Annotated in this window: 20 protein-coding genes; 16 read left to right on the forward strand and 4 right to left on the reverse strand. The window is 44.2% G+C overall.

Annotated elements, in window-relative coordinates:
- Nucleotides 1–59: 59 nt before the first annotated feature.
- Together MKY52_RS28055 and MKY52_RS28060 are read left to right on the forward strand one after the other, a co-directional pair.
- Nucleotides 60–3,356 carry a chitinase N-terminal domain-containing protein gene (locus MKY52_RS28055; RefSeq protein ID WP_445671037.1) on the forward strand — a complete coding sequence of 1,099 codons (3,297 nt, stop codon included), beginning with the start codon at nucleotides 60–62 and terminating at the stop codon, nucleotides 3,354–3,356.
- A gap of 232 nt (nucleotides 3,357–3,588) precedes the next feature.
- A complete protein-coding gene (locus MKY52_RS28060; RefSeq protein WP_076283719.1) occupies nucleotides 3,589–4,575 on the forward strand; it encodes an alpha/beta fold hydrolase in 987 nt (328 codons plus the stop codon).
- 82 nt (nucleotides 4,576–4,657) lie between these two features.
- On the opposite strand, the gene MKY52_RS28065 is transcribed toward MKY52_RS28060, so the two are convergent.
- The gene (locus tag MKY52_RS28065) at nucleotides 4,658–5,305 is read right to left on the reverse strand and encodes a TetR/AcrR family transcriptional regulator (RefSeq protein WP_341055062.1); all 648 of its coding nucleotides are present in this window, start codon (nucleotides 5,303–5,305) and stop codon (nucleotides 4,658–4,660) included.
- A 67-nt stretch (nucleotides 5,306–5,372) separates the two neighbouring features.
- Between MKY52_RS28065 and MKY52_RS28070 the strand changes: the two genes are divergently transcribed.
- From MKY52_RS28070 to cydC, 6 genes are all read left to right on the forward strand, one after another.
- The gene (locus MKY52_RS28070) at nucleotides 5,373–7,220 is read left to right on the forward strand and encodes a hypothetical protein (RefSeq protein ID WP_341055064.1); all 1,848 of its coding nucleotides are present in this window, start codon (nucleotides 5,373–5,375) and stop codon (nucleotides 7,218–7,220) included.
- 62 nt (nucleotides 7,221–7,282) lie between these two features.
- A complete protein-coding gene (locus MKY52_RS28075; RefSeq protein WP_341055065.1) occupies nucleotides 7,283–8,134 on the forward strand; it encodes a GNAT family N-acetyltransferase in 852 nt (283 codons plus the stop codon).
- Nucleotides 8,135–8,674: 540 nt separating this feature from the next.
- Nucleotides 8,675–10,039 (forward strand): cytochrome ubiquinol oxidase subunit I, encoded by a 1,365-nt coding sequence (locus tag MKY52_RS28080; RefSeq protein WP_341055066.1) that lies wholly within the window; start codon nucleotides 8,675–8,677, stop codon nucleotides 10,037–10,039.
- Nucleotides 10,036–11,052, forward strand: coding sequence for a cytochrome d ubiquinol oxidase subunit II (locus MKY52_RS28085; protein ID WP_339286590.1), 1,017 nt, complete (start codon nucleotides 10,036–10,038; stop codon nucleotides 11,050–11,052). Before MKY52_RS28080 ends, MKY52_RS28085 begins: the two co-directional genes overlap by 4 nt.
- A 68-nt stretch (nucleotides 11,053–11,120) precedes the next feature.
- The gene (gene cydD / locus MKY52_RS28090; protein ID WP_341055067.1) at nucleotides 11,121–12,953 is read left to right on the forward strand and encodes a thiol reductant ABC exporter subunit CydD; all 1,833 of its coding nucleotides are present in this window, start codon (nucleotides 11,121–11,123) and stop codon (nucleotides 12,951–12,953) included.
- Nucleotides 12,950–14,677, forward strand: coding sequence for a thiol reductant ABC exporter subunit CydC (gene cydC / locus MKY52_RS28095; RefSeq protein WP_341055069.1), 1,728 nt, complete (start codon nucleotides 12,950–12,952; stop codon nucleotides 14,675–14,677). Before cydD ends, cydC begins: the two co-directional genes overlap by 4 nt.
- A 149-nt stretch (nucleotides 14,678–14,826) precedes the next feature.
- On the opposite strand, the gene MKY52_RS28100 is transcribed toward cydC, so the two are convergent.
- Nucleotides 14,827–15,318, reverse strand: a complete 492-nt coding sequence (locus MKY52_RS28100; protein ID WP_341055071.1) for a DUF1036 domain-containing protein — start codon at nucleotides 15,316–15,318, stop codon at nucleotides 14,827–14,829.
- 259 nt (nucleotides 15,319–15,577) lie between these two features.
- On the reverse strand, nucleotides 15,578–16,105 hold the full coding sequence (locus tag MKY52_RS28105) for a DUF1036 domain-containing protein (protein WP_341055073.1): 528 nt from the start codon (nucleotides 16,103–16,105) through the stop codon (nucleotides 15,578–15,580).
- Nucleotides 16,106–16,570: 465 nt separating this feature from the next.
- Here MKY52_RS28105 and MKY52_RS28110 point away from each other — a divergent pair, with 465 nt between their 5' ends.
- Nucleotides 16,571–17,164 carry an RNA polymerase sigma factor gene (locus MKY52_RS28110; protein ID WP_042188431.1) on the forward strand — a complete coding sequence of 198 codons (594 nt, stop codon included), beginning with the start codon at nucleotides 16,571–16,573 and terminating at the stop codon, nucleotides 17,162–17,164.
- An 85-nt stretch (nucleotides 17,165–17,249) separates the two neighbouring features.
- On the forward strand, nucleotides 17,250–18,074 hold the full coding sequence (locus MKY52_RS28115) for a hypothetical protein (protein ID WP_341055075.1): 825 nt from the start codon (nucleotides 17,250–17,252) through the stop codon (nucleotides 18,072–18,074).
- Between the two features lie 198 nt (nucleotides 18,075–18,272).
- On the opposite strand, the gene MKY52_RS28120 is transcribed toward MKY52_RS28115, so the two are convergent.
- Nucleotides 18,273–19,295: an MBL fold metallo-hydrolase gene (locus MKY52_RS28120; RefSeq protein WP_341055076.1), complete on the reverse strand. Its 1,023-nt coding sequence runs from the start codon at nucleotides 19,293–19,295 to the stop codon at nucleotides 18,273–18,275.
- A 166-nt stretch (nucleotides 19,296–19,461) separates the two neighbouring features.
- On the opposite strand from MKY52_RS28120, the gene MKY52_RS28125 reads away from it, so the two are divergent.
- The 6 genes from MKY52_RS28125 to MKY52_RS28150 all read left to right on the forward strand — a co-directional run bounded on the left by MKY52_RS28125 (nucleotide 19,462) and on the right by MKY52_RS28150 (nucleotide 25,149).
- Nucleotides 19,462–20,472 (forward strand): fumarylacetoacetate hydrolase family protein, encoded by a 1,011-nt coding sequence (locus MKY52_RS28125; RefSeq protein WP_341055078.1) that lies wholly within the window; start codon nucleotides 19,462–19,464, stop codon nucleotides 20,470–20,472.
- Between the two features lie 92 nt (nucleotides 20,473–20,564).
- A complete protein-coding gene (locus tag MKY52_RS28130; RefSeq protein ID WP_076299839.1) occupies nucleotides 20,565–21,146 on the forward strand; it encodes a TetR/AcrR family transcriptional regulator in 582 nt (193 codons plus the stop codon).
- Between the two features lie 18 nt (nucleotides 21,147–21,164).
- Nucleotides 21,165–21,314 (forward strand): hypothetical protein, encoded by a 150-nt coding sequence (locus tag MKY52_RS28135; RefSeq protein ID WP_341055080.1) that lies wholly within the window; start codon nucleotides 21,165–21,167, stop codon nucleotides 21,312–21,314.
- Between the two features lie 351 nt (nucleotides 21,315–21,665).
- Nucleotides 21,666–22,613, forward strand: coding sequence for an ABC transporter permease (locus MKY52_RS28140; protein ID WP_076283686.1), 948 nt, complete (start codon nucleotides 21,666–21,668; stop codon nucleotides 22,611–22,613).
- Between the two features lie 13 nt (nucleotides 22,614–22,626).
- On the forward strand, nucleotides 22,627–23,496 hold the full coding sequence (locus MKY52_RS28145) for a carbohydrate ABC transporter permease (RefSeq protein ID WP_313636918.1): 870 nt from the start codon (nucleotides 22,627–22,629) through the stop codon (nucleotides 23,494–23,496).
- 66 nt (nucleotides 23,497–23,562) lie between these two features.
- Nucleotides 23,563–25,149, forward strand: a complete 1,587-nt coding sequence (locus tag MKY52_RS28150; RefSeq protein WP_341055083.1) for an extracellular solute-binding protein — start codon at nucleotides 23,563–23,565, stop codon at nucleotides 25,147–25,149.
- Nucleotides 25,150–25,383 lie beyond the last annotated feature (234 nt).

The raw sequence follows: 25,383 nt of genomic DNA on the forward strand, positions 1-25,383 counted from the left end.
ACGAAAGCGGTGGACAATTATGGAAAAATCCACCGATCTATATCTTAAGGAGGAAGAATATGAAGGAGAAGCGTTCAGGTTGGAATAAGAAGCTGCTAAAAAGCATGCTGGTTGCATCTGTTGCCGTACCCCTGCATTTATTCGCATTCGGAGCCGGCTCGGCGATATACGCCGAGGGACCAAGCGACCCCGCCCCATTCATTGAAGCCAAAGTGGTCAACGAGCATGCAGGCCAGAAAATTCTGTTTGACAATACCCACGCGCAGACGGCCGGAGCGGCCGACTGGGTTATTGATGGCGCTTTTTCCGATTTTGGTAATGCGCTTGCGCAAGAAGGCTATTACGTCAAAGAGCTTCGTAAGACCACTCCGATTACGCTAGGCGATCTTTCCAGCTATGACGTCTTCGTCGTGGCCGAATCTAACATTCCATATAAATCCAGCGAGCAGGCAGCTATGGCGGAATACGTGGAGAACGGCGGCAGCATCTTCTTCATCGGCGATCATTACAATGCGGACCGCAATAAGAATCGCTGGGACGGCAATGAGGCATTCAACGGTTACCGCCGCGGAGCTTGGGACAACCCGGCCAAAGGCATGAGCACCGAAGAGGCCGGTTCCGCGGCAATGCAAGGCGTGGTCAGCTCCGACTGGCTGGCGGAAGAGTTCGGCGTCCGGTTCCGCTTCAATGCACTCGGTGACATTAACGCGACCAACATCGTGGCTCCCGATCAGGCCTTCGGTATTACATCAGGAGTATCAAGTGTAGCCATGCATGCTGGCTCCACGCTGGCAATCCTCGACCCGACCCGAGCGAAGGGCATCGTCTATCTGCCGAAAACCAACAATGCTTGGGGCAACGCGGTGGACCAAGGTGTCTACAATGGCGGCGGCGTAGCGGAAGGTCCTTATGTGGCCGTGGCGAAAAAAGGTGCCGGCAAAGCCGCCTTTCTCGGCGACTCCTCTCCAGTCGAGGATGCCACGCCGAAGTATTTGCGCGAGGATACCGGTGCCAAAAAAACGACTTACGATGGCTTCAAGGAGGCTGACGATGCTGAGCTCCTGGTGAACACGGTTAACTGGCTCGCCGAACAAGAGAGCTATACGGATTTCACCAAGGTAAGTGGCCTGACGCTGGATCAGCCGACTCAGCTGCTGCCGTTCGAAGAGCCGGCGCTTTCCACTGAGCCTCAGCCAGAGCCATGGGCCGCTCCGAATGCCGGCTACAAATGGTTTGACCGCACCAGCTACAAGGCGGGCTCTTACGGCGGACCGGCAGCTACTGCAAGTGCGGTGTACAATTTCACGCACCAAACGGTGCTGCCGAACGCGCAGGATTTCCAGATTCGTGTCAGCGCAGATAATCTCCCTGCCAATACGAGCGTATCAGGCTTCCAATTGGGTATCTACCAGGTGAGTAGCGGTGCCCAGATCGCCAAGATCCAGAACAGTGACGGCACTTGGCCGAGTAGCTATGCTTACAGCGCCAACTTTAGCCTGACTTCAGACTTGAACGGCCATGCCTACAAAGATCTGACCGTACAGATCAAACCGGGCACCACGGCTGCATCCAATCTGCGTCTGCGCCAGAACGGAACGAACCTGAAGACCGAATCAGTAACGCTCGGTAACGTCCCAGCAGAACCGCTTCCGGACGAGGAAGATCCGATTCCAGCGACCGTTTCCATCGGCGAAGCCCGGACCAAGATTGTTGGATCCTTGGTGACGGTTGAGGGGATCGTAACGACTGAGCCAGGTATTTTCGGCGGGCAAACCTTTTATCTGCAGGATGAGACCGGCGGACTTTATGTCTACCAGAGCCAAAGTGGCTTCCATGCCGGCGACACGGTCAAGGTAACAGCGTCCACGGCGCTGTACAATTCGGAGCTAGAGTTGACCGAAGTTGTGCAGATCGAGAAGACCGGCACTGCGAAACTGCCCGAGTCCATTGACGTGCCGTCAGTGAACGATACCAATCAAGGTCAGCTGCTCAAGCTTAAAGACGTGAAAGTGACGAATATTATCACAGCCACTCCAAGCGGTTCTTTTGAATTTGACGCCATCGCCGATGGCGGGACAAGCAATCACATCCGGGTGGATGCCCGGACGGGCATCACGAAAGACAGCTTCCCTTATGCGGAAGGACAGAAGCTCGATATTACGGGCGTAGCCGCGATCTTCAAAGACGTATACCAACTCAAACCTAGAAGTCTCGGAGACTTCAGCATTGTGGAAGAAGTGGGGGCTCCGGTAACGACGGCGACGCTGTCGGCAAATCCGAACGCTGAGGGGTGGTTGAAACAGCCCACCGAAGTGACCCTGAAGGCCGACTCCGATACAGCTAAAGTTTATTACTCGCTGAACGGCGGTGCGGAAGCCGTATACAGCACTCCGTTGACCGTAAGCAAAGATGGACGGCATACGCTGTCTTATCATGCGGTTTCGGGCAAGGGAAAGGCGGAAGAAACTAAGACACTGAGCCTTAATATCGACACGGTTTCACCGACAGCGGAGCTGACGGAGTCCGGTCATGCGGTCGGAGATGTCGAGGAGGAAGCCCAGCTTAAGTTTGTATTGACTGCCGAAGATAATCTGTCTGGCGTCACCTCCAAGCAGCTTCTGCTGGATGGACAGCCCATAGCTGACGGACAGACCCTGAATGCTGCGGAGCTGGGTACCGGGTCCCATACTGTAAACTACATCGTGACCGACGCCGCAGGCAATACTGCCGAAAAGAGCTACACGTTCCAAATTACTGGCGGAGCGGCGCTTGCAACTGACAAGCCTGGACAGCCAGTGTTGTCTTCGAACAGCGGCTACGGTTATGGACTCAGTGACGGTAACTTTACCGTCACCATGAACCTCTGGTGGGGCAATAACGCTACCAGCTACAAGCTTTATGAGAATGGCACACTGATCGATTCCAAGTCTCTGAAGGATGTATCTCCGTCCGCGCAGACGGCAAGCATAGCGCTTTACGGTAAGCCGAATGGCACCTATATATACACAATGGAGCTAACCAACAAATACGGCACAACCAAGAGCCAGCCGCTCACGGTGACGATCCGCGATGCCGCACCGGGCAAACCGGTCCTGGCCCATGACAACTGGGACGGAGACGGCTCTTATAAAGTAACGATGAATCTGTGGTGGGGCACTAATGCCACAGAGTACCGCCTTTATGAGAACGGGCAACTGATCGACACGCAAGCGCTAATCGCCAACACGCCTTCTGCGCAGAGCGCTACGACTGATGTCACTGGCCGCGCTTCAGGCAATTATGAATACCGGGCGGAGCTGGTTAATGCAGCGGGAGAGACCCTAAGTGATATCATCAAGGTAACAGTCAACAAATAATACGATGAGCGTTTTAAATCTTGTAAGAAGTATTCCAAGATGTTGCATTCCGATTTGCTGTTGATCTAAATATGTCTCCAGGAGGTGCTTATATCTTTCAGATATAACGCCTCCTTTTTGACTTGTTCATATTCCGTTCATATTGTCGTCACGATGAGTACATCTTAGTTGATTACACTTTGAATATGTCGTCAAGGCGGCACTTCAGATACAGAGACAAGGAAGGGAAGAGATGAACGTGGCAAATAAGGTAGAAATAAAAACAACTGGGACTAAGAGCCACAAGAAACGGAACCTATGGTTAAAAATAATCGGAGGTATTGTGGGGGCGCTCGTGCTGTTCATGGGCATCGTTTTTATCGTTGATGCAATCAGCGATGGGGTAGAGAAAAAGAAAATCGAATCCTATGGCCAGTATGTCAATGTGGATGGGAAAAAGATGAATGTGCTCATTCAAGGGAGTGGAGAACAAACCGTTGTACTCCTACCGGGACAAGGAACCCCGTCGCCTGCACTTGATTTCAAATTGCTGATCGATGAAATTACCCCTAATTATAAAGTCGTGTTGGTCGAGCCTTTCGGTTATGGTTTGAGCGATGAAACCGAGAAGGAAAGAACGACGGAGAATATAGTAAGTGAGGTTCACGAAGCTCTGCAGCAACTGGGTGTTGACAGTTACATTCTAATGGGACATTCCATCGCGGGACTTTACGGAGCGACCTATGTGAACACTTATCCGGATGAAGTTCTTGCTTTTGTCGGCATCGATAGCAGCGTTCCCAATCAACCCGGGATGGATGTCAAATTACCTTTGAAATCCATGCAATTTCTTCAAAAATCAGGTCTGATGAGATTGTTCCAAAAAGTGAGCGGAGATGCGTATAAATCGCTTGCATTCGATGAGCATACCAAAGAACAGATGCGTTTGATTTCGAATCAAGTCGCGACCAATCCAACGTTGATGAATGAACTGAGCCACCTCGGTTCCAATTTTAAAAATGGAGAAAAACTCACAATGCCAAAAGACTTGCCGTTGCTTCTCTTCGTTCAATCGAATAATGAGCACAATAAACAGTGGATTCCGCTTCATGAAGAGCAAGTCAAACAATCCGCACAGGGGAAAATGATCCCGATGGAAGGTTCTCATTACCTGCATCATACAAAATACAAAGAAATCGCTGAGGAATTCAAAGCTTACATGAAACAAATCCAATTGTAGAGTTGATAATTAAACTGCGGAGCCAAACTTGGTTCCGTAGTTTCTTTCTTTTTCCATTCTAAAAAAAACAATTTTTCAAACCTTATTCCTGGGACATTGGAGTTTGGTATACATCGAGACAAATCTTGGTCATCTCATCAATGGATTTTGCAAAGTCGGATTGTATCCATTTGAGGAGAACATTATAGAGGGCCCCCGCTTTAAAGTATATTCGGTACACATTTTCATCGCTTTTGTCGTGAGCAGTAGAGAGCATCATTTCATTCAAGCAATCCAGAATTACATCATCAAACTTTGCGCTTTGAAGTGCTTTGTAGATGTTCCGCTGCTGAAAAATAACTTCAAAAAGCACTTTAATAAATTTTTGAGGTTCTTTGGCTTTGCCTGTTATTTCATTGGTGTAAGGTAAGAGTTTTTGATTGATTTCGAAAATAAGCGAATCGACCAAATCCACCAGGATCTCTTGCTTAGAGGAATAGTTGTTGTAATAGGCCGTTCGAGAGACCCCTGCGCGCTTCACAATATCGGTGATGGTAATTTTGTTAAAAGGCTGTTCCTGGATCAAGTAGACTAATGCCGTACAGATGGCTTCTCTTGTCAAACGGTTGGTTTCTTTATTGGAACGATGCTGAGAGATATTTGGGCTGTATAATTCATGATTTGAGATGACATTTCCCCTCCGTTTGTACATTCTGGTGTTCATTTTATTGTTTTTCATGAGTCTTTTCAATATGCTAACACCATAAGGCATTACAAATGTAATGTCAAAATAGTAGTAGATAAAATGGGAGGGCGTCATGTTAGAAAACTTATATAGACGATTGTCAGCGGTGCTGCTTTTGATCCTTGCACTCTGTGCTACAGTATTCATTGGCAAAGAAACGGTAATCTCGATAGTGACCATTACCCTTTTGTTAGCGGAATTAGGCATCTCCTTTTTACTTTTAAAGAAACGTGAGAAGTTACATGTGGTGTTAATTAGTGCGATGGTGGCAGAAGGGTTGTTCTTACTAACAAGAGAATTTTGGCTGCTTGCGCTTTCTATCCTGCTGCTGATCGTAGCGGGCATATGGAGAGGACTCTTTGGGCAAAAGGTGAGCAGAAGAGTCACTCCATTTCTAGTGGTTCGTAAAATATTATTCAGCATTGCTGCTCTTATCGTTACTGCACTTTGGGGTATTGGAATCTATGCAAAACCTATTACAACACCTGTGGCATTAGCAGTTGACGCGGCTGTGACGATCGATGAACGTAAATTGGATTCTGCAGCAGTGATGCTGAAGGATATTGAAGTAATGAATTCTTTTGGAAGCCGTACAACCGGCTCTGTGGGACATAATCAATTTATTGCATGGCTGGAGCAACAGGTAACGGATCTGGGGCTGAAAGTTTATCGTGATCACTATACTTTTGACCGATGGGAAGAAAAGAGCAGCTCTTTAATGATTGATCAGCAGTCAATTCATGACTCTTCAGCTTTTCCTTATTCCGGGGAAACTGACGAAAAGGGGGTAACAGGTGAGCTGGTATATACGAAGCGTGGTGAGTATGACCAGGCCAGCGGAAAAATTGCTGTCATTGAAATTGAGAATTTCAGAAATTTCCCAAGTGGGATCGTTATGAACATGCGGGATTCATCTCCAATGGAAAGCCAAATTGCCCCAAATGAAGGCGATCTAGTCCTCACTACAGCTTTAAAAGAAGCTAAATTGCAGCAAGCGAAGGAAATGGGTGTGAAAGCTGTTGTTGTTGTCTGGAAAGGGGTATCCGACGATAAGGTTGAAAAGCAGTATGTGCCTTTTACTACAGATTATGTTGGAATTCCTGCGATCTGGGTCAATGAAACGGAAGGAAAAAAGGTGATCAGTGCAGCCCAGGAGCACAAAGAAGGTACGGTTATTTTAGAAGCGGAAATACAAAAAAATGCTCCAACAGAATCCTTTTATGTGAAAATTGACGGGAAAAATAAGAATGAAGCGATTATCATAAATACCCATACGGATGGGATAAATGTGGTGGAGGAAAATGGTGCTGTGGGCATGCTGTCCATGATTCGTTACTTACAGCAGGAGCAGCCGGAACGTACGATGATTTTCGCTTTTGTGACAGGCCATTTTAGATTACCGGATTTCAAAGGATCTTCTCAGGCGACTTCCACTTGGATGGAGGGGCATCGAGAGCTCTGGGATGGCAAGCAAGGCCATATAAAAGCTGTAGCTGGAATTACGGTTGAGCATTTAGGCAGTATGGAGTGGAAGGACGATGATACGGGTCACTATAGACCAACTGGAAAAATAAGTACAGAATACACCTATGCGGGGAATGAAATGATGGCGGCCATATGGCTGAAAGCTATTGAAAAGACCGACGGCACACGTACTGTATTATTACGTGGACATAACAAGTTTGAGTTTGGAGAGAGTCAGCCTTTATTTGAAGCAGGGATACCGGTGATTGGCTTCATTCCAATGCCCGACTATCTGCTCGTGGATAGTGAAGACAGAGAGATGGGCAAATTTGATGCAAAGCTCATGAATACACAAATTATATCGTTACTGAAAGCGGTCAAGATAGTGGACGGAATGGAGACGACTAAGCTTGGAAAGTCAGATGGGTATTCTTTTTTCTATGGCCGTACTAAATGATGAATTGGAGATTGGCTGATGATTAAGAACTTAGTACCAAAAGAAAAGGAGAAAAAAACTACATGTTGATCAAAAGTGTTAAGGATCTTGAATTACAAGAGTTTACAACTTGCTTTAACGAAGCCTTCTCCGATTATGTAATTCCATTTCATGTTTCTTCGGAGTATTTAGCTGATAAATTTGCAGGTGCGGGAGTTAATTATCAGATGTCGTTTGGTGCTTTTGATCAAGAGAAGCTGGTTGCATTTGTTATGCATGGCATCGGGGATCGTAACGGCGAAAGTACTGCATTTAATACTGGTACAGGAGTCGTTCCTTTATATAGAGGGAGACGGCTAGTCGAACAAATTTATCGTCATGCTCTTCCCATCCTTAAAGAAGCTCATATTCAAAAGTGTTTGCTTGAAGTGATTCAAACGAATGATAAAGCTATAAAAGCGTATACCGCCATAGGATTTCAAATTCATAGAGAATTGGCTTGTTTCAAGGGGCGTATTGATGTCACCCTTCAGGACGATCATAGACATACATTCATTACAATGGTTCGACCGGAAGAATTCGATTGGACATCGGTACATTCTTATTGGAATTTTGAACCTTCTTGGGAACAATCTGTTCATGCGATTTTACGAAACCCGCATTTATACGATGTGGTCACGATAAGGGAAGAGAATAAGATTTGTGGATACGCGGTAATAAAATCGGCTAACGGAGCAGTTGTACAATTCGGTATTTTGCGAGAAAAAAGAAACCAGGGATTTGGGCGTTCCTTATTTCATTGGATGGGAGAGAGACATTCTATCATCACCGTTAACAATGTAGACAAAAGAGATACAAATTCTATACGTTTCCTTCAAAGTGTTGGTCTTGACGTATACATCGAGCAATATGAAATGGAGAAAGATTTGTCATGACGAAGATGACATTAGCTTTAATTCAAAAACACTGATGATTTGAGTCAGTGTTTTTTTGTTGCAGAAGGGGGTATATATTAGAGGTAAAAATGAGGAAATATTGTTTTTTTCTAACATCGAAGTAGGAGGAGACTTGTGAAATCATATATACGCTATTGAATCAATAGCTCTTTTGGGTTCTTTTTGTGTTATTCACTGAGTTGTCAGAAAGATTTGACCCTTTCTTGAACGTTTAGGGATAAAGAGATATCTGTGATTGAATTACTTGCAATTTAAGATAAGATGATTTTAATCATTAGGTCACGTTATTAATTTGACTGCTCAGTATCAGGTAAATCAGGCTCGCCAACTCTTGCTTTGTGAAATTTTTCTCTTTTTTACATAGCAAAGAACGAGGAACGTCATACTAAAACGAACAGGCAACGATGTCGCTGAGCCCTGCTAAACCTGATATTGAATACAGCCTAAGAGTTAGCCGGCCTAATCATAAGCATCAAGTTATGACGAAAAATGAACAGAGTTTGAAGGGAGCAGTAAAGAATGGCAATTGATACGGTGCTATGGAGCAGGCTGGTGACAGGCTTGACTCTCGGGTTCCACGTTATTTTTGCGACGATTGGCGTCGGTATACCGCTAATGATCGCTATAGCAGAGTTCATCGGGATCCGAAAGAAAGATCCCCATTATACACTTATGGCGAAGAGGTGGTCTCGGGGATTTGTCATTTCTGTAGCGGTTGGTGTCGTGACCGGTACAGCGATTTCACTACAACTGGCACTGGTGTGGCCGAATTTTATGAAACTGGCTGGGAATGTTATCGCTCTTCCGTTATTCATGGAAGTGTTTGCGTTCTTTTTTGAAGCCATCTTCTTGGGCATTTATTTGTATACGTGGGATCGGTTCAAAAATCCGTATATCCATTGGCTGCTGACGATTCCTATTGTCGCCGGGGCAGGCATGTCTGCCGTCTTTATTACGACGGTGAACGGATTCATGAACCAGCCTGGAGGCTTTGTCATGGAAGCAGGCCAATTCACAGCGATTGACCCAGTGCAAGCGATGCTGAATACGGCGACGTTCTCCAAGGTGTTCCATGTATTAAGCTCGGCCTATTTGACAGGAGCTGCCTTGTTAGCCGGTATTGCAGCCTTTGCGATGCTGAGAAAAGGGGTATCCGCATACCACAAAAAATCCTTGAATCTCATGATGGCGGTTGTTTTGGTGTTCGGCTTGCTGAACACGTTAGCTGGAGATGTGTCCGCCAAGTTTTTGGCCGAGCATCAGCCGGAGAAGCTTGCAGCGGCAGAGTGGCATTTTGAGACGGGTAGCGGTGTGGATTTGGTTTTAATGGGATGGCTGAATGCAGAGCATGAAGTTCTAGGGGCTCTTCATTTGCCGAAGGTGCTCAGCTTTCTGGCCTTTGGAGACTTTAATGCAGAGGTAACGGGGCTGGAGGAATTCCCCAAGGATGAATGGCCACCGCTTCTCGTTCATTATCTGTTTGATTTAATGGCCGGAATCGGATTTGCTCTGCTCGCGATAGCAGTCCTATATTTCCTGTTTGTGTTCTGGAAAAAGCGCAATGCGCTTAACAAGTGGATGCTTAGCATCATCGCACTGATCGCACCGCTCGCTTTTCTAGCTGTAGAGCTAGGCTGGTTTTATGCAGAGGTTGGGCGACAGCCGTGGATTATCCGTGGATATATGCGTGTAGAGGAGGCTGCCACGACTTCACCGAATGTAAGAATTATATTCTTCGCCTTATTGCTCTTGTACATCGTACTCGGCAGTATGTGTGTAATCGTGCTAAGACGCTTGTTCAACAATAATCCGGCAGAAGTTGAGATGGAGAAATGGATGAAGGAACATCCTAATCAATCTACGGAAAAGGGGGGCACTGAATGATGAGTTACGAAATAATTGGCATCTCGGTGCTCTGGCTGTTCTTGTACGGCTATTTAATTATAGCTTCCATTGATTTCGGTGCAGGATTCTTCGCCTTTTATGCTCGTTTGACTAAGCAGGATCATCTCATTAATCGTCTGATTTCCCGTTATTTATCACCCGTTTGGGAGATCACAAATGTATTTTTTATCTTTTTCTACATTGGCATCGTCGGATTTTTTCCGGACACGGCCTATTATTATGGCTCCGCGCTGCTAGTTCCGGGAAGTATTGCAGTTATTCTTCTTGCGATTCGCGGTTCGTTCTATGCTTTTGAAAATTATGGTTCCAAGAAAAACATAGTCTATCTTTTTTTGTACGGAGCTACAGGCCTGCTTATTCCGGCTTCGTTGTCAGTGGCGCTAACTTTGTCTGAAGGCGGCTTTATTGTGAAGCAGGCTGAGTCAGTTTCTCTGGATTACTGGGCGCTGTTTACCAATCCGTTATCGTGGAGCATAGTTGGACTGGCAATCGTGTCCGTTTTGTTCATAAGCGGCTCATTTCTGACTTTTTACGCATCTCGTGCAGAGGATCATTCCGCGTTGAAGCTGATGCGGAACTACGCCCTGTTTTGGAGCACACCGACGATAATTCTCGCACTGACAGCATTTATCTATTTGGGCCAACACAATGAACGGCATTTTCAAAATATGATGGATTTATGGTGGTTGCTGGCACTTTCCGTTGCTTTCTTCATGATCGCGATGTGGCTGTTATATAACGGACGCCGTTACGGATTAGCTTTCATATGCATCATGTTGCAATTTTTCTGTGCTTTTTTCGCGTATGGGATTGGGCAATACCCTTATATTCTTGATCCGTATATCACGATTCAGAGCAGTGCAACTTCACCAGCAATGGGCTTAGCGTTAGTTGTTGTATTTATCGGCGGTCTATGCCTGTTGATCCCATCCCTTATCCTGGTCTTCAAACTCTTCCTGTTTGATGCGGATTATGTAAAAGGGAAAAAATAAAGCTGATTAATCCATTACGGCATGTTTGAGAGTTCTCTACAAGCCTATATATAAAGGAGGTGTGATCTGTGAAGAGGAAATCCAGTCTGATTTCTCAGCAAATGTCTTCACAAAGGAAAAATATGACCCTCCTCGCGGTCATTTCGCTTGCGCTTGGTACAGCTATTGTGAGTCAGGCAGGGCTGCTTGCTGAAGCAGTCCAAAGGATTTTTGTGGAGAGAGCTTCATTTTCATCGGTTATCCTGTTGCTTGGCATACTTCTGGCTGTTATGGCTGTACGCACACTGTTGTCGTATGCAAACGGTAAAGTTGGTTTGCACATGGCTGCCACTGCCAAGACGAATATGCGAGCGGCTGTGCTGCAAAACTTGACCCACGCTTCCATGCCGTCAACCCTTCGTGGACAGACCGGAGGGAAGGTCAGTATTGCTCTGGATGCTGTGGATGAGGCTGATAGTTATTTCAGTCAGTACATGCCGCGGATGATGGAAGCTGCTATCATCCCGATTCTAATTTTGGTCGTTACTTTTATCCAACATGCTAACACTGGTTTCATTCTATTGTTTACAGCTCCGTTCATCCCGCTGTTCATGATTTTAGTGGGTCTGAAAACGAAGAACAAATCTGAAGAAAAATATGCACAACTTGCTGAGTTTTCGGGGACGTTTCTGGATTCTCTTCAAGGGCTGGTGACGTTAAAAATATTTGGACGGGCACACCGTCAGCAACAGAAAATTGAACACAGTAGTCTGAGTTACCGTGATGCCACAATGGGTATTTTGAAGATTGCATTTACGAACACCTTCATGCTGGAATCGATCGTGATGCTAAGCATAGGCATTGTCGCTCTTGAACTGGCCATCCAGTTGCTTGTTTTCAAATCTATGACGTTCCACACCGCTTTTTTCGTTTTGCTGCTCGTTCCCGAGTTTTACAACCTGTTAAAGAATACGGGAACGGCCTTTCACAGTGGCCGAACAAGTATGGGCGCAGTACGTAAGGTGGAACAGATGCTTGAAGAAACGGCAGGGGAGAGCATGGACGCGAAAGGCAATGAAGGAACATTAACATTTGGTGGAATCGACGAGAACGTCAACATGGGTAGGGTCGACAAAACAAGCAAATTGGAGCTTGCCCATACCAATGATCTTTTAGTTCCGCCATCCATGGAAATTGACCATCTCAGGTTTCAGTATGCACCAGATTCATTCGAGCTTAAGACGGGTCGGATCCAGTTTAATCCGGGAGAACACATTGCGATTGTAGGTAAAAGCGGTTCCGGCAAAACGACTTTGCTTCATCTCATCGCCGGTTTGCTGAAACCTGCAACGGGAACAGTCCTGGTGAATGGAAGCCCACTCTCGCAATACGATGAGTCTGCTTGGTTCGAACATGTTAGCTACATTACACAGCATCCCTATATTTTTGCAGGTACATTTTCTGAAAATATTGCAATTGGTGCTCGTGAGAGCATCTCCAAGGCAGAAATTGAGCGGGCGGGGGAGGAAGCAGGACTCGCTGCGCTTACAGCCCAATTGGAGCATGGATTTGATACCTTTGTTGGTGAAGGAGGCAGGGGTCTGTCTGGTGGGGAGAAGCAACGGCTTGCCTTGGCACGCGCTTTTTTGAAGCGGCCTGCCATCATTCTGTTTGATGAACCTACAGTTGGACTGGATTTGCACACCGAACGGGTACTGCAACGCTCCATAGCCAAACTGGCAAAAACGGCTACGATGATTACGGTGGCTCACCGATTATATACGATTCAACAAGCCGACAAGATTTTATATATGGATAATGGAGTGTTAGTGGACTCTGGACGGCATGACGAGCTTATGGAGCGCCTGCCTCAGTATGCCGAGATGGTTGATGTACAGCGGAAAAGGGGGGTATCCTCATGAATGAGCTGGCTGTTCTGTCAAAAGCGATGATTCAGGAGCGCAAGGATATCATTCTTTCCATTTTGTGTGGATTTATCGCCGGCATAGCCGGTGTGGCACTCTTTTCCGCGAGCGGGTATCTAATTTCACAAACGGTATTTGCGCCACCGCTTTATACTTTGATTGTACTAACCTCGATGGTCAAACTGCTTGGTCTGCTCCGGGCGGCGAGCCGTTATGGAGAACGCTTGTACTCTCACCGGGCGACATTTTCCATGCTTAGCCGTTTACGTACTTCCTTTTTTGCCAAGCTTATTCCTTTAACGCCTGGTATTTTGAACAAGAATCGAAGCGGGGATCTGCTTGCGCGGATCGTTGGGGATGTGGAAAGTTTGCAAAACTATTTTTTGCGAGTTGCTTATCCTCCGATCATGGTCGTCATGGTATTTTTGGCTACGGTGCTGTTTACTTCTACCTTTTCGATCTGGATTGCCGTTTTGTTTGTACTAGGTATGCTGATAACGGCATTCGTTGTACCAGGAATTGTGTTACTCGGGCAGCGGAGAGTACATGGACGCGTTCGTGAGCAGAGGGCGCAGCTGTCCACGGAAGTAACCGAAGTGTTGTACGGTTTCCGGGATTTGAAAGTATACGGGCAATTGGCACAGCGGGAGGAGCAGCTTCAGCATGCTTCCGCTGTATTGGCAACTGAACAGCAACGAGCAGCCGGGCACTTACTGCGCGGGCAATCGATGCACACTTTTGTTACATTTCTCGTTTCCTGGGGAGTGCTGACGCTTGGTGCCTATTTGATTATGGAAGGAGCGCTTGCAGGCGTATTTCTTGCCATGTTGGTCATGGCATCACAAACCGTATTTGAAGAAGCGACGGCTATGGCCACATTACCCGCGTATAAAGAGGATAGCGAACATGCAGCCAGACGACTGACCGAAACGGTACAGACCATAGATGAGCAGTCTTCGCAGCCAAGCGGCATTTTGTCTGTTAATGATGCTGTTAGGATAGAACTATCCGGGGTTACGTTTCAATATGAAGGGGAATGGAGACCGGCACTTAGGGATATGTCTCTGCACATTTTACCTGGCTCCAAAACTGCGATTGTCGGGCCGAGTGGGTCAGGAAAATCAACAATTATCGAATTGCTGCTCAAGCTGCGAACACCAACGGCTGGAGATATACGTTTAAACGATATTTCGGTAAAAGAACTGGATGAGGCTAGCATTTGGAAAACGGCTAATGTGGTGTTTCAGCAAAGTCATTTCTTCCGGGGAACGATCCGGGACAACCTGCTGCTGAATGGAGAAGAACATGCTGACGAACAATTGTTAGACGTGCTGGCTAAAATGCAGCTGCCTGATACATCTTTGACCGATAGGGTATATGAAAAAGGGGAGAATCTGTCAGACGGCGAGAAGCAGCGACTGGCTCTGGCGCGAGCGATGCTCCGCAAAGGACGGTTATGGCTTCTGGACGAACCAACTTCATCGCTGGATTATGTGACTGAGCAACATGTTTTTAAGCATCTCTACGCACAGGCGGCTGATGATACGCTCCTCTTGATTTGTCATCGGCTTACCGGCTTGGAGGAGATGGACCAGATTGTGGTCATGGACCAAGGCAGGGTAGTCGAAACGGGTTCCTATTCGGAGTTGATGAGACAAAAAGGTTATTTTTATGAGATGAAAAAAATTGAACAGCAAATGATCGGTGAAGTTGAGGACTGATGATTTAGTGACCTCGACTTCCCTAAACTTCATCTCCTGCAACTATCTTACTTAAAATATCAGAAGTAACCCGCAGGAAAAATTTCTACAGGTTGCTTCTGATAAATTCTAAAAACTATACCCTCGCCTTGTTTTAAAAGTAACCTATTCTATAAGCCTCGCAAAGGCTTAATAAGCCTACCTATTTTACCCACCTTGCCGGGTGACTTTCTTATGCTCGATCTATCCAATTTGAATTTTGGAGATCCTTTTTTTGACACTATAGTATTTCTTAATTTTGCTGAACTATTGATTCCATTCGTAAAAGTCAAAGTATAATTCTGATTATTTCCAACTCTGAGCTCACGGAAACCTACCCTGTTACAGCCTGTGCCCTGGCATCTTTCTACCCAACACATGTCGAAGACTGTGTTAGGAATATACGTGTAGTAATTACCGCTCCACGTATTTCCGGAATTGTCATACGCGTAATAATAGTATCTTTGATTAGCAGATGACCCAGTTACTATAAGTGAACTTCTACCTGGGACTAATCGGTACCACCCCTTCTTAACATAAGTGGTAGGGCTACAATTTGGATCATAGTGAGCAATAGCAAGCCAAATATAGTTAGGGGTATTATTTTGTACATAAAAACTCATTTATATCACTCCATTCTATAGATTAAATACAATGTTAATATATGTAAAAATATAAAGGAGTGAAATAGACAGATAGAGAGGGAGTTAATAAAAATAGGCTCTCGGGAGTTGGGTGCTAGGACTAGGTCAACATTCGGAATCGTACCCGATGTTGCACAAAGGCAAAAGATACTATTAAATCAAGCACCCTCTTCTATCACAAGTAGAAACAGTCTTGGACTGAATAGGAAAGTCCAAGACTGTTTCTGCATTTTTTCGCCTAACGTTTCGAGATAGATTTTCTGCCAGCAGCAGGCCGTACAACTCGCAGACCTTTAATAGGAGAGGTACTCCGGCCAACATTCTTCTTTTTACCAGGAACTGCCGTGTTGACATTTAAAAATTTAGATTGACTTTGAATATTACTAGATACAATATTAACTGTATAATTTCTGAAGTTACCAATCCTGATTTTTCTCAATCCTAGCCTTCTACAAAGCGGTGCATCACAGTAACCTGCGCCACCACAAAGTTTGAAAGCATTTTGCGGTAGAGTGAGATAGTTAACACCTGACCATACAAGACTCCTATCTGTAGATTCAGCATAGTAATATATCTCTCGATTGTTGACTGCCCCACTCAATACCTCTATCGTTTGACCTGGATTTATTGTGTACCAACCTACCGCTTCATACCAGCTGGGCCAAGGTATCAAGGGGATAGAGCCCTGATTACAGCTTGCAGAGGAGTAATATGCGAAGGCAACATATACGGTTAAACTCGTATTGTTACGAAAACTAAGTCCCATTGCATTCAGCTCCTTTCTTGTTAATAGAATAAAGTATGCAGTTTAATAGAAGAAGGAAATGGACATCAAGAATACAATTTCGAATCGATTGGGCTGCTCATGAGTAAACTGACGATCTGGATTTATGAAGTTCTAGCACTACTTATTACAGTTTTATTTCACCAATCGTACCTAGATGAATATCTAAAACAAAAGACTGATTAATTCTCTTGCGGTGTCCAGAAAGCCATTTTATGGCTGTTTAGGGCACCTTTCGTTTTTTTATATAAGATTTAGGTAAACATCAAAATCCGTTTTTTCTTTGAATCTACTAAAGAAAATGTGATGATACATAGTCATGATATTCCTAAGGTTTATGATGGCATACTCTTTGAAGTAATTAGCTATGGCTTAATCCATGAACAATTGCTGTCACATTTTGGGTCGAGCTCTTCGTTGTATAGAGTGAAAGGGGGGGGAGACAGCTTGAATGATACGGAGTTAAGTCAGATCATAGCAGATGTGTTGGATGGGGACACAGAAAAATTCGAAAAAATCATGGAGGTTTATCAAAAACCGATTTTTCTCTACTGTTATCATATGCTGGGCAATTATGCCGAAGCTGAGGATAACGCACAGGAAGTATTTTTGAAGACATTCCGCACCTTGAAGAAATATACCCAATATCAAATAGATTTTGGCGCCTGGGTATACAAGATTGCCTACCATCAATGTATCGACATCATCCGTAAGCGAAAGTTGGTGAAATATTTGCCTTTCTTTTACCAGGATGAGAAAGAAAATAATGAAGTCGACTTGCATATTGAAGCCAACTATTTTGATGAATCCGTACATCAAGCCATGGCAAAATTATCGGCGGAAGAGCGTAATTTGTTAATCTTACGTTGTGTCGAGGATAAAAGCTACCAGGAGATCGGATTGATTCTCGGCAAAAACAGTGCCAGCCTTCGTAAAAAGTATGAACGTGCATCTGCAAAATTTCGAAAGTATTATGCTCAAGTGAAGGGAGTGGGAGTGTATGAATATGGACAGGGATCGGGATTTGAAAAGACTGTTTGATGACCCGCGCATTCCCGACGCCGACTTGACAGGAAAAGTAATGAGAATATTACATGCTAAGCCAAAAGAAAAGGAGAGGTTTTTTATGAAATATAAAGTTGTTTTGACTGCGTGTGTAGGGATGATGTTAATGGCCTCCACGGGTTATGCGGCAGTTCAATATCATTCTTTGACGAATAAGGATGGCGAAGTCGTATATGAGACTAAATCGACGAAAGATTACGGAAAAACAGAATCGAAAGATGAGATAGAGCGTTACAAGGCATTTTATGAACTTAAGGATAAGGTGCTAAAGAACGGGGAAGCTGGGCTGTTCTATATGGTTGCCAATAATCCGAATCATGAAACAATTCTTGGAACGAAGGTGACTATCTTCCAAGATCTTTCTCAATTGAGAGATAAGATTACGGATAAATCCATTAAGATCGCAGACAAAGTCAATGGAAATTATACATTCCAAAAGGCGGACGTAATCTTTAAAAATGCTCAGGAAGTGAATCCTCCTTCTTCGGAAGAAAAAAAGAAAATGGCAGAAAAGCTGAGAAAGCAGGCGGAAGAATCCAATCAGGGATATGCCATGATGCCGGTTGAAATGACAGATCAGTTTTTCCTTCTCTTTGCTACGTATCAAAATGGCGAAGATAAAATCGGGGTTAATATCACTAATCTGAGTGGAAAGAGCGATCCTACAATGTATATTGACGAGAACGTTGAATTTAAGCAGGAGAAGGTTCAAGTGAAGGGAGTAGAAATGCTGCATACAGAATTTGCTCCTTCGCAGACGCACGAGCTGAAATGGATATACGAGAGCCGAGACAAAAAGGTGAAATACGCCTATACTTTACGTGCAGACATAAATAAAGTAAGCAAAGAAACCCTAATGAAACTTGCCGAAGGCTATTTGGAATAATAAATACAACAACAACGGGAATCCTCCAATCCAATACTGGGATTCCCCTTTAGTAAGTCATAATTCCTTCTCCATTTTTTATCATTATCGTTTCAAAACACCGATTTTAATTCCGTGGAACAAATCAAAAGAACGGCCGCTGTTCACATCGTTTGCGACAGGGCCGTTTTTTCTTTTTCGTAGGCTAGCTTCAAATTGCTATTCTTGCCAAACACTCATAGGGTCCCATGGCTTGATCTGATTGCTATATTTCCCAGCCAAAAAAGCTTTCATATCTTCCAGCTTAGCAGGCACCTCGTTCCAAATTGGAAGGGGTGGTAACCCTCGTTTGCTTTTCAATAGGATATCCACTGTAACATACAAGCGTTCTGGCTGAATCCAATGAAGGAAGCGGGAAATATCAATTTGCTTGGTCAGGGACAAGGAATCAATTTCGTCATTGTAATGCTTGTTGAACTCGCTGATCAAGTTCAGGAGGTAGTCTCTCTGCTCCTTCACGAATTCCAGGCTACAAATGGCGCCATGCCCTGGAACAACGATTTCGGGTTTAATTTCATCAATAATGCGATCAAGCACTTTAACCCAATTGAGGGTTCCCTCTTCGCTGTATGCCGTACAACCGTTAAACACGACATCGCCAGCGAACAGCACTTTTTCTTTTGGCATCCACAACAGCAAGTCACTGTCAGAGTGGGCTGGAGCTACGTTGTAAATCATAACTTCCGTATCGCCAAGACGGATGTTGATATCGTCCTTTATCTCAATATTCGGGTGCACCCATTCTACGCCTTCCAGGTCGAATCCTTCAAATTCCGCTGCAAAAAACCGCTCGCCCGGAGTAGATTCCGTAGAATCCTTTCCTCTTCTGATGACGCTGTCCATCCAGGCGATATTTTCGGTGAGGCGCTCTCTGGAGGCTTCCTTGTGCATAATAATGCAAGCATCTTCAAACACTTTGTTTCCCCAGGCATGGTCGCTGTTATAGTGCGAGTTCACCACATATGCGGGAGAGCCGCCGTTGCTTACTTCCATAAAAGCCTCTCTCATTTCCCGCGCATGGAACAAATCGAAGAACGTGTCATACACCAGCCCTTCACCCTTGTTGATGAACCCGGCATTGGCCCAACTGATCCCGCGATACGGCGAAATACCGGCAAAAACGCCATCTGCGACTTCAATAAATTTAACACGAGGTTTTTGGATAATACGTCCATACTTCATGAAAATTCTCCTTTTTCGTATATGTTTTTGGGGTAAGGCATACTGACTATGGCTTTATTATAGAGAACGGAAAACAGAAATGCAAGCGAGTACTTGCATGCATTTATACTGTACGATATGATAGTAACAGAACAACATCACACTACATGGATGGAGGCGCTTAACCATGAAACTAGTAACCTTTCAAACCAAGACATCCCAGGAACCTTTGTTTGGGCTTGTAATTAACGAGAAATTTGTCGTGTCTTTTGCCGCAATCATGAAAAAGCAGGGAACTTTCGTTGACAGTCTTGAAAGTATGGACAGCTATCTTCATTATTTGCCGGCAAGTTATGATGCCGCTAAGGAAATGATGCAATATGCTGTCGAACAGTTGCATCAATTCAATGAAAATGAAATCAGCCCGATTGCAGCGGTAAAACTGCTGCCGCCAGTTCCGAATCCGGCTGCGCTTATCGATTTCGGGCTGACACTAAGACATCTGAGAAATGCTGGCGTAAATCTGCTGCAAAGAGAATATACAGGGCCGGAAAGAGAAGAGCTTAAACAAAAAATTGCTGAAAAATTCCAGCAAGATCCGAATAAAGTAACATTCAGTTATTACAAATGTAACCATAATGCATTAATTGGCGATGGAGATACGATTCATTGGCCTTCGTACTCTTCCTACCTGGATATTGAGCCGGAGCTGGCTTTTGTTACAGGGATGGAGAACTGCATTGCAGGTTATGTTATTTTTAATGACAGTACTGTCCGCGATGTGCAATGGCCGGATTTTCAGGGGCTGACCGGACCGACGCGCTGCAAAGATTTTGATCGCAGCAAAGGAATAGGGCCATTTCTGGTTACGCCGGATGAAATCGACAATCCGCTGGTGCTGGATGTGAATGTATGCATCGGGGAGAGACTGCACTGGAAGGGGAGCACATCCGAGTATTCTGCACACCCTGCAAAAGTGATGGAGGAGGTTCTCAAAGTTTTCACGCCGCTCACGGGCACGATTATAGGAATGGGGACGGTACCGGATTGCTGCGCAATCGAGACCGAACAATGGCTGTTGCCCTCTGACCGAATCCAGATTACATTTGATAAATTAGGCACGCTCACGCAATTGGTCCCTGATCATGTCAAGATTACGGAACCAAGCCGGTGGGAAAAAAGAAGCGATTTGCTTTAAATAAACGTTTATGAAAATGATGAACCCCGACCATGCTGCATATGCAAAACTTGTAGTAGAATAGGATTAACATATGCAAAAGGAGAAATACAATGCAAACTTCAGACAGAATCATTGAAGCCGCGACACAGCTCATCAAAAAGAATGGCTATCGGGGAGTAAGCACCAAAGCCATTGCAACGGAAGCTAAAGTCAATGAATCTACGATTTTTCGGCAATTTGGAAGTAAGCAAGGCATATTGGAAGCCATCATTGAAAGACATTCGGATATCCCGCAATTTGAGAAGCTGTTAAAAGAGGACGCGACCGATAATCCGGAAGTTGATCTGCTGAATGTAAGCCAGCAGTACCGTTTGTTTTTCCATAAAAATGCGGACATCATTTTGATTGGCATCCGCGACAAAGGAATGCTTCCCGAATTAGACAGAGTGCTAGCCGATCCGCCGGCGAAGCTTCACTCCTTGCTGGTTGAATATTTTCAACGCTTGCAGAATAAAAAAGTTATAGCCAGACAGGATGAGCGCCTTGTCGCAATGTCTTTTCTCTCGATGTGCTACGGATTTCAGATGAGCGAGCTGATTCACCGGCAATATCAATCCCAACTCGTCACCGAGGAAGAGTTCTACAAGCACAGTGTCTCATTGTTTGTTAAAGGAATTTTGGCTCAGTCATAAGCACTATTGATTTATTTAATGAGAAGTCTAAATTTACGTGAACAGGCTGAGTCTGGAAACTCGGTGTTACAATCCATTCATCTAATGGAAGAGCATACAGCGACGGTTGATGATGTGGTAATTATTAAGCATGGAACAATCGTTGCAGATGGAACATTGGAGAAGTAAAAGGTAACCCTTCCACGCTGGAGGATGCCTTTTTTGCTCATGAATGTAGTTTTTAGTAATAGAAAATAAAATACGTGGATGCATTATATAAAAAACATGACTCATTAAATTAAGCCCAATTTTTTCTAGGGCTTTTTTTGTTTGGGACCTCAGGATTGTATTTGGTCTATACTCAAACTTTCGAGTCAGAGTTATTGTACGAGCTTTAATGCAAGACAATCATGCCTATTGTATTGGAATTATCCAAGGCTGTACTTACTTAAAATCTTATAAGAAATTCTTGAAATCACAGAAATTTATTCGGGTAGTGGGATGCTATTATACAAATATAAATAAAGACGAGGTGATGATATGCAAGCAAAATTGGCAGCGGACGCCATTCCCCTCACCAAAAAGCGAAATTCATGGATAAGAACGATAAAAAAGTATAAAGTGATGTACGCTCTCTTGTTCCCGGCATTACTTTACTTTGCCGTATTCAAATACATTCCTATGGCGGGAATCATTATTGCTTTTAAAAACTATAACCTAGCTTTGGGACTATGGGATAGTCCATGGGTGGGATTTAGAAATTTCACAGATTTTATGAACGGCGTTTATTTCTGGGACATCATGAGAAATACGATAATCATATCGTTGTATAAGCTATTGTTCGGTTTCTCAGCTCCTATCATACTTGCTTTGCTGCTCAATGAAGTTTATACCCAATGGTTTAAGAAAATCGTACAAACGATCACTTATTTACCCCACTTTCTATCATGGGTCATTGTTTATGGAATGATGGTGGCATTATTAGCCCCAGGGGATGGTCTTTTTAACATGATTTTGAAGGAAGCTGGAGTTGAACCCATCTCATTCCTAACGGAACCTGCCTGGGGCAGACTGCTGATCATCTTATCTGAAATATGGAAGGATATTGGATGGGGAGCGATATTGTACCTTGCAGCATTAGCAGGAATCGATCCAAGCTTATATGAAGCGGCTAGAATTGATGGCGCTTCCAAATGGAGACAGCTATGGCATGTAACACTTCCCGGCATTCGAGGCGTGATGATTCTGATGCTGATCCTTAAATTAAGCCATATTCTGGATGCTGGTTTTGACCAAATATTCATGTTTGCCAACAGCTTTAATCAGGAGAAGATCGACATTATCGACACATGGGTATACCGTGAAGGGCTCGAGCGACTTAAGATTGGCTTGGCTACTGCTGTGGGATTGTTTAAAGCGGTCATCGGATTTGTTTTAGTGTTGGCAGCGAATAAGCTCGCCAAAAAATTCGATGGGCAAATTTGGTGAGGTGGTTATCAATATGATCAATTTGACAATCGGAGAGAAAGTCTGGCAAGCAGTCGTTTATTTTATTCTTATTTTGCTAGCTCTACTTTGCTTACTACCCTTTCTATATGTGGTTGCTGTTTCAGTGACGCCAGAATCGGAAGTGTTAAGAAGAGGAATTGTTATTATACCAGAAACCTTTACCTTTCTAGCCTATAAAGAAGTATTCATTTCTCATGGTATCGGGCAGGCGTATAAAATTACATTGTTTCGAACAATAGTAGGAACTGCTCTCAATGTGTTCTTTACGGTAATTGCGGCATATCCGTTATCCAAAAAATATTTGCCGGGTCGAAGCCCATTTTTACTATTCATTGTCTTCACCATGATGTTTGGGGGAGGATTAATTCCGACTTATTTACTAGTCCGCTCTCTGGGATTGCTAAACAGTCCGTGGGTATTGATTATTCCAAATCTCATTAGTGCATTTAATCTGGTGATCATTAAAGGCTTTTTCGAGCAATTGCCTGCTGAAATCGAGGAATCAGCGAGGGTAGACGGTGCAAGTGAGCTCCAGTCGTTATGGCGGATCATTCTACCCCTGTCCTTGCCCGTCCTTTCCACAATTTCCTTATTTTACGCAGTCGGGCATTGGAATAGTTATTTCGATGCTATTGTTTATATCAATGATTCCAACTTAATGCCGCTTCAAGTGATCTTGCGCAACATCCTGCTTAACGTCGCAACACAAAGTGCTGATTCGCTTGCCAATACCGGAGCTGTTAGTACGTTCGCTATACAAATGGCAGCAGTTGTCGTGACTACAGTTCCGATTTTGATCGTTTACCCATTTATGCAAAAGCATTTTACCAAAGGTGTACTCTTGGGATCGGTTAAAGGTTAAAAAGCTATTCCAACCTGAGTTGTTACGGGGAAACCGTGATAATATAGAAGCAAAGGAGAGGTCATTATGCAACGTAAAGCGATTACATTTGCTATTCTGACAGCAATGGTCGGCGTGGGAACAGTATTGTCAGGATGTGGGGACAAAAAAGAGGTTACATCGTCAGCTACGGGTAATTCACAAGGCCAGTCTAGTCCCTTTGAAAAAAAATTGAAAATTTCGATGTTTAACCAAGGCACTTTCAATGCAGCTGCTCCGATTCCTCCTCGTGAAGAAGATATCCAACGCCAAATGTTGGAGAAAGCAGTAAATATCGACTTGGAAATGATGATTCCTCAATCAGGTCAAGCAACGACTAAATTAAATACGCTCATTGCTGGAGGAGATATTCCAGATTTGATTTTCTTGAAAAGCCGGGCTGATCTCGCGCAATATTATGACCAAGGCGTTCTTGCGGATTTGACACCGTATCTGGATCAATTTCCTGAATTACAGAAACGTTTTAGCAACGACTCCTGGGAGGCGATGTCCTATCAAGGAAAAACCATTGGGGTTCCAGGTTATGATAATGTAAATGGTATCAGTCGAAGCTTCTTCATTCGCAATGATTGGCTGAAAAAGCTGAATATGGAAGTGCCAACGACACCTGACGAGTTATTCGAAGTTATGAAAGCCTTTACAGAGAAAGACCCCGACGGTAATGGCAAAAACGATACTTACGGATTCATAGGCGGCATGAATAAAGAAGGCAATCTGCAAACCTACGGCTTCGATAGTTTGATGTGGATGTTTGGCGTCAATCCTCCATCAGCCATTGATGTGAAAGACAATGAACCGGTGTTCCTGTATACCGACCCAAAAATGAAAGAGGCGCTCGCTTATATCAATAAAATGATGGAAGCTAAAGTTGTAGATCCAGACTGGGTGACAATGAATACTCCCGATTTGTTGGACCAAAAGTTGTTTAAGGGTAAAGTTGGCTTCATGATAAGAGATGCACGCAGGCTGGAACCGGATTATCAGCAGAAAATGAAAGAAATCAGTGGAGAGGTGCCGGAATGGATCGTCATTCCTCCAATGATAGGTCCTTATGGTGATCAAATTGTAGAGAGAAAATCGTTCCAAGGCAATTCATGGGCCATATCCAAGAAAGCGGATAAGGACAAAATCATTCGGATCTTGTCCATGCTGAATTATCTCTTTACGGACAAAGAAGCATATCCGAATTTTGCATACGGAATTAAAGGAATTCATTGGGATTTAGTGGACGGCAAGATCAAGAATAAAACCTCCGAATTATCAAAGGAAATGAAAGAAAAATACCTATGGGTTGACCATTATAGAATGCCGCGTCGTGGTGATGATGCTGAGTACTTCAGCTTCCAGAATCCTAAGACGGCAGAAGCTTTTGAGAACAATCAGAAATACGTGGCGCCTACTTTGCCCGGGAATTTATTGACTGAAGACCCGAACGATACATTGGCAGCTGACCGCCAACGTTTCATTAATGAAAGTTTGGTCAAATTTATGACCGGAAAAGATCCTCTTTCTAACTGGGAGAATTTCCTCAATACGTTGGATACCAAGTTTGACATGGAGAAATATAAGGATACAGTAATCAAGCAATTTAAAGAAGCGGGCTTAATTAAGTAAATCAAGTAGAAACGGCTTCGCCGTCCTTTTAAAGGACGGTACCGTTTCAGCGAGAAAGATAAGGAACATTTATGCGCGAAGCATATAAATTCTTATCTTTTAAACAAAGAGAGAGGCTATAAATAGCCCCTCTCTTTATTGAAATATAAGAAAGTATAAGTTTTACTTTATACTTTATCCTTCTATTTTTCGAAGAAACGCTTATCGTCCTTAAAAAGGACGCCGAAGGCGTTT

The sequence above is a fragment of the Paenibacillus sp. FSL P4-0184 genome (genome assembly GCF_038004625.1).
GTDB lineage: Bacteria > Bacillota > Bacilli > Paenibacillales > Paenibacillaceae > Paenibacillus_AQ.

Coding starts and splice junctions, on each gene's coding strand:
- MKY52_RS28085 (WP_339286590.1), top strand. CDS start 10,036: ATGATGAGTTACGAAATAATTGGCATCTCGGTGCTCTGGCTGTTCTTG.
- cydC (WP_341055069.1), top strand. CDS start 12,950: ATGAATGAGCTGGCTGTTCTGTCAAAAGCGATGATTCAGGAGCGCAAG.
- MKY52_RS28130 (WP_076299839.1), top strand. CDS start 20,565: ATGCAAACTTCAGACAGAATCATTGAAGCCGCGACACAGCTCATCAAA.
- MKY52_RS28150 (WP_341055083.1), top strand. CDS start 23,563: ATGCAACGTAAAGCGATTACATTTGCTATTCTGACAGCAATGGTCGGC.
- MKY52_RS28070 (WP_341055064.1), top strand. CDS start 5,373: ATGTTAGAAAACTTATATAGACGATTGTCAGCGGTGCTGCTTTTGATC.
- MKY52_RS28120 (WP_341055076.1), bottom strand. CDS start 19,295: ATGAAGTATGGACGTATTATCCAAAAACCTCGTGTTAAATTTATTGAA.
- MKY52_RS28055 (WP_445671037.1), top strand. CDS start 60: ATGAAGGAGAAGCGTTCAGGTTGGAATAAGAAGCTGCTAAAAAGCATG.
- MKY52_RS28145 (WP_313636918.1), top strand. CDS start 22,627: ATGATCAATTTGACAATCGGAGAGAAAGTCTGGCAAGCAGTCGTTTAT.
- MKY52_RS28080 (WP_341055066.1), top strand. CDS start 8,675: ATGGCAATTGATACGGTGCTATGGAGCAGGCTGGTGACAGGCTTGACT.
- MKY52_RS28075 (WP_341055065.1), top strand. CDS start 7,283: ATGTTGATCAAAAGTGTTAAGGATCTTGAATTACAAGAGTTTACAACT.
- MKY52_RS28135 (WP_341055080.1), top strand. CDS start 21,165: ATGAGAAGTCTAAATTTACGTGAACAGGCTGAGTCTGGAAACTCGGTG.
- MKY52_RS28100 (WP_341055071.1), bottom strand. CDS start 15,318: ATGAGTTTTTATGTACAAAATAATACCCCTAACTATATTTGGCTTGCT.
- MKY52_RS28060 (WP_076283719.1), top strand. CDS start 3,589: ATGAACGTGGCAAATAAGGTAGAAATAAAAACAACTGGGACTAAGAGC.
- MKY52_RS28140 (WP_076283686.1), top strand. CDS start 21,666: ATGCAAGCAAAATTGGCAGCGGACGCCATTCCCCTCACCAAAAAGCGA.
- MKY52_RS28105 (WP_341055073.1), bottom strand. CDS start 16,105: ATGGGACTTAGTTTTCGTAACAATACGAGTTTAACCGTATATGTTGCC.
- MKY52_RS28125 (WP_341055078.1), top strand. CDS start 19,462: ATGAAACTAGTAACCTTTCAAACCAAGACATCCCAGGAACCTTTGTTT.
- MKY52_RS28115 (WP_341055075.1), top strand. CDS start 17,250: ATGAAATATAAAGTTGTTTTGACTGCGTGTGTAGGGATGATGTTAATG.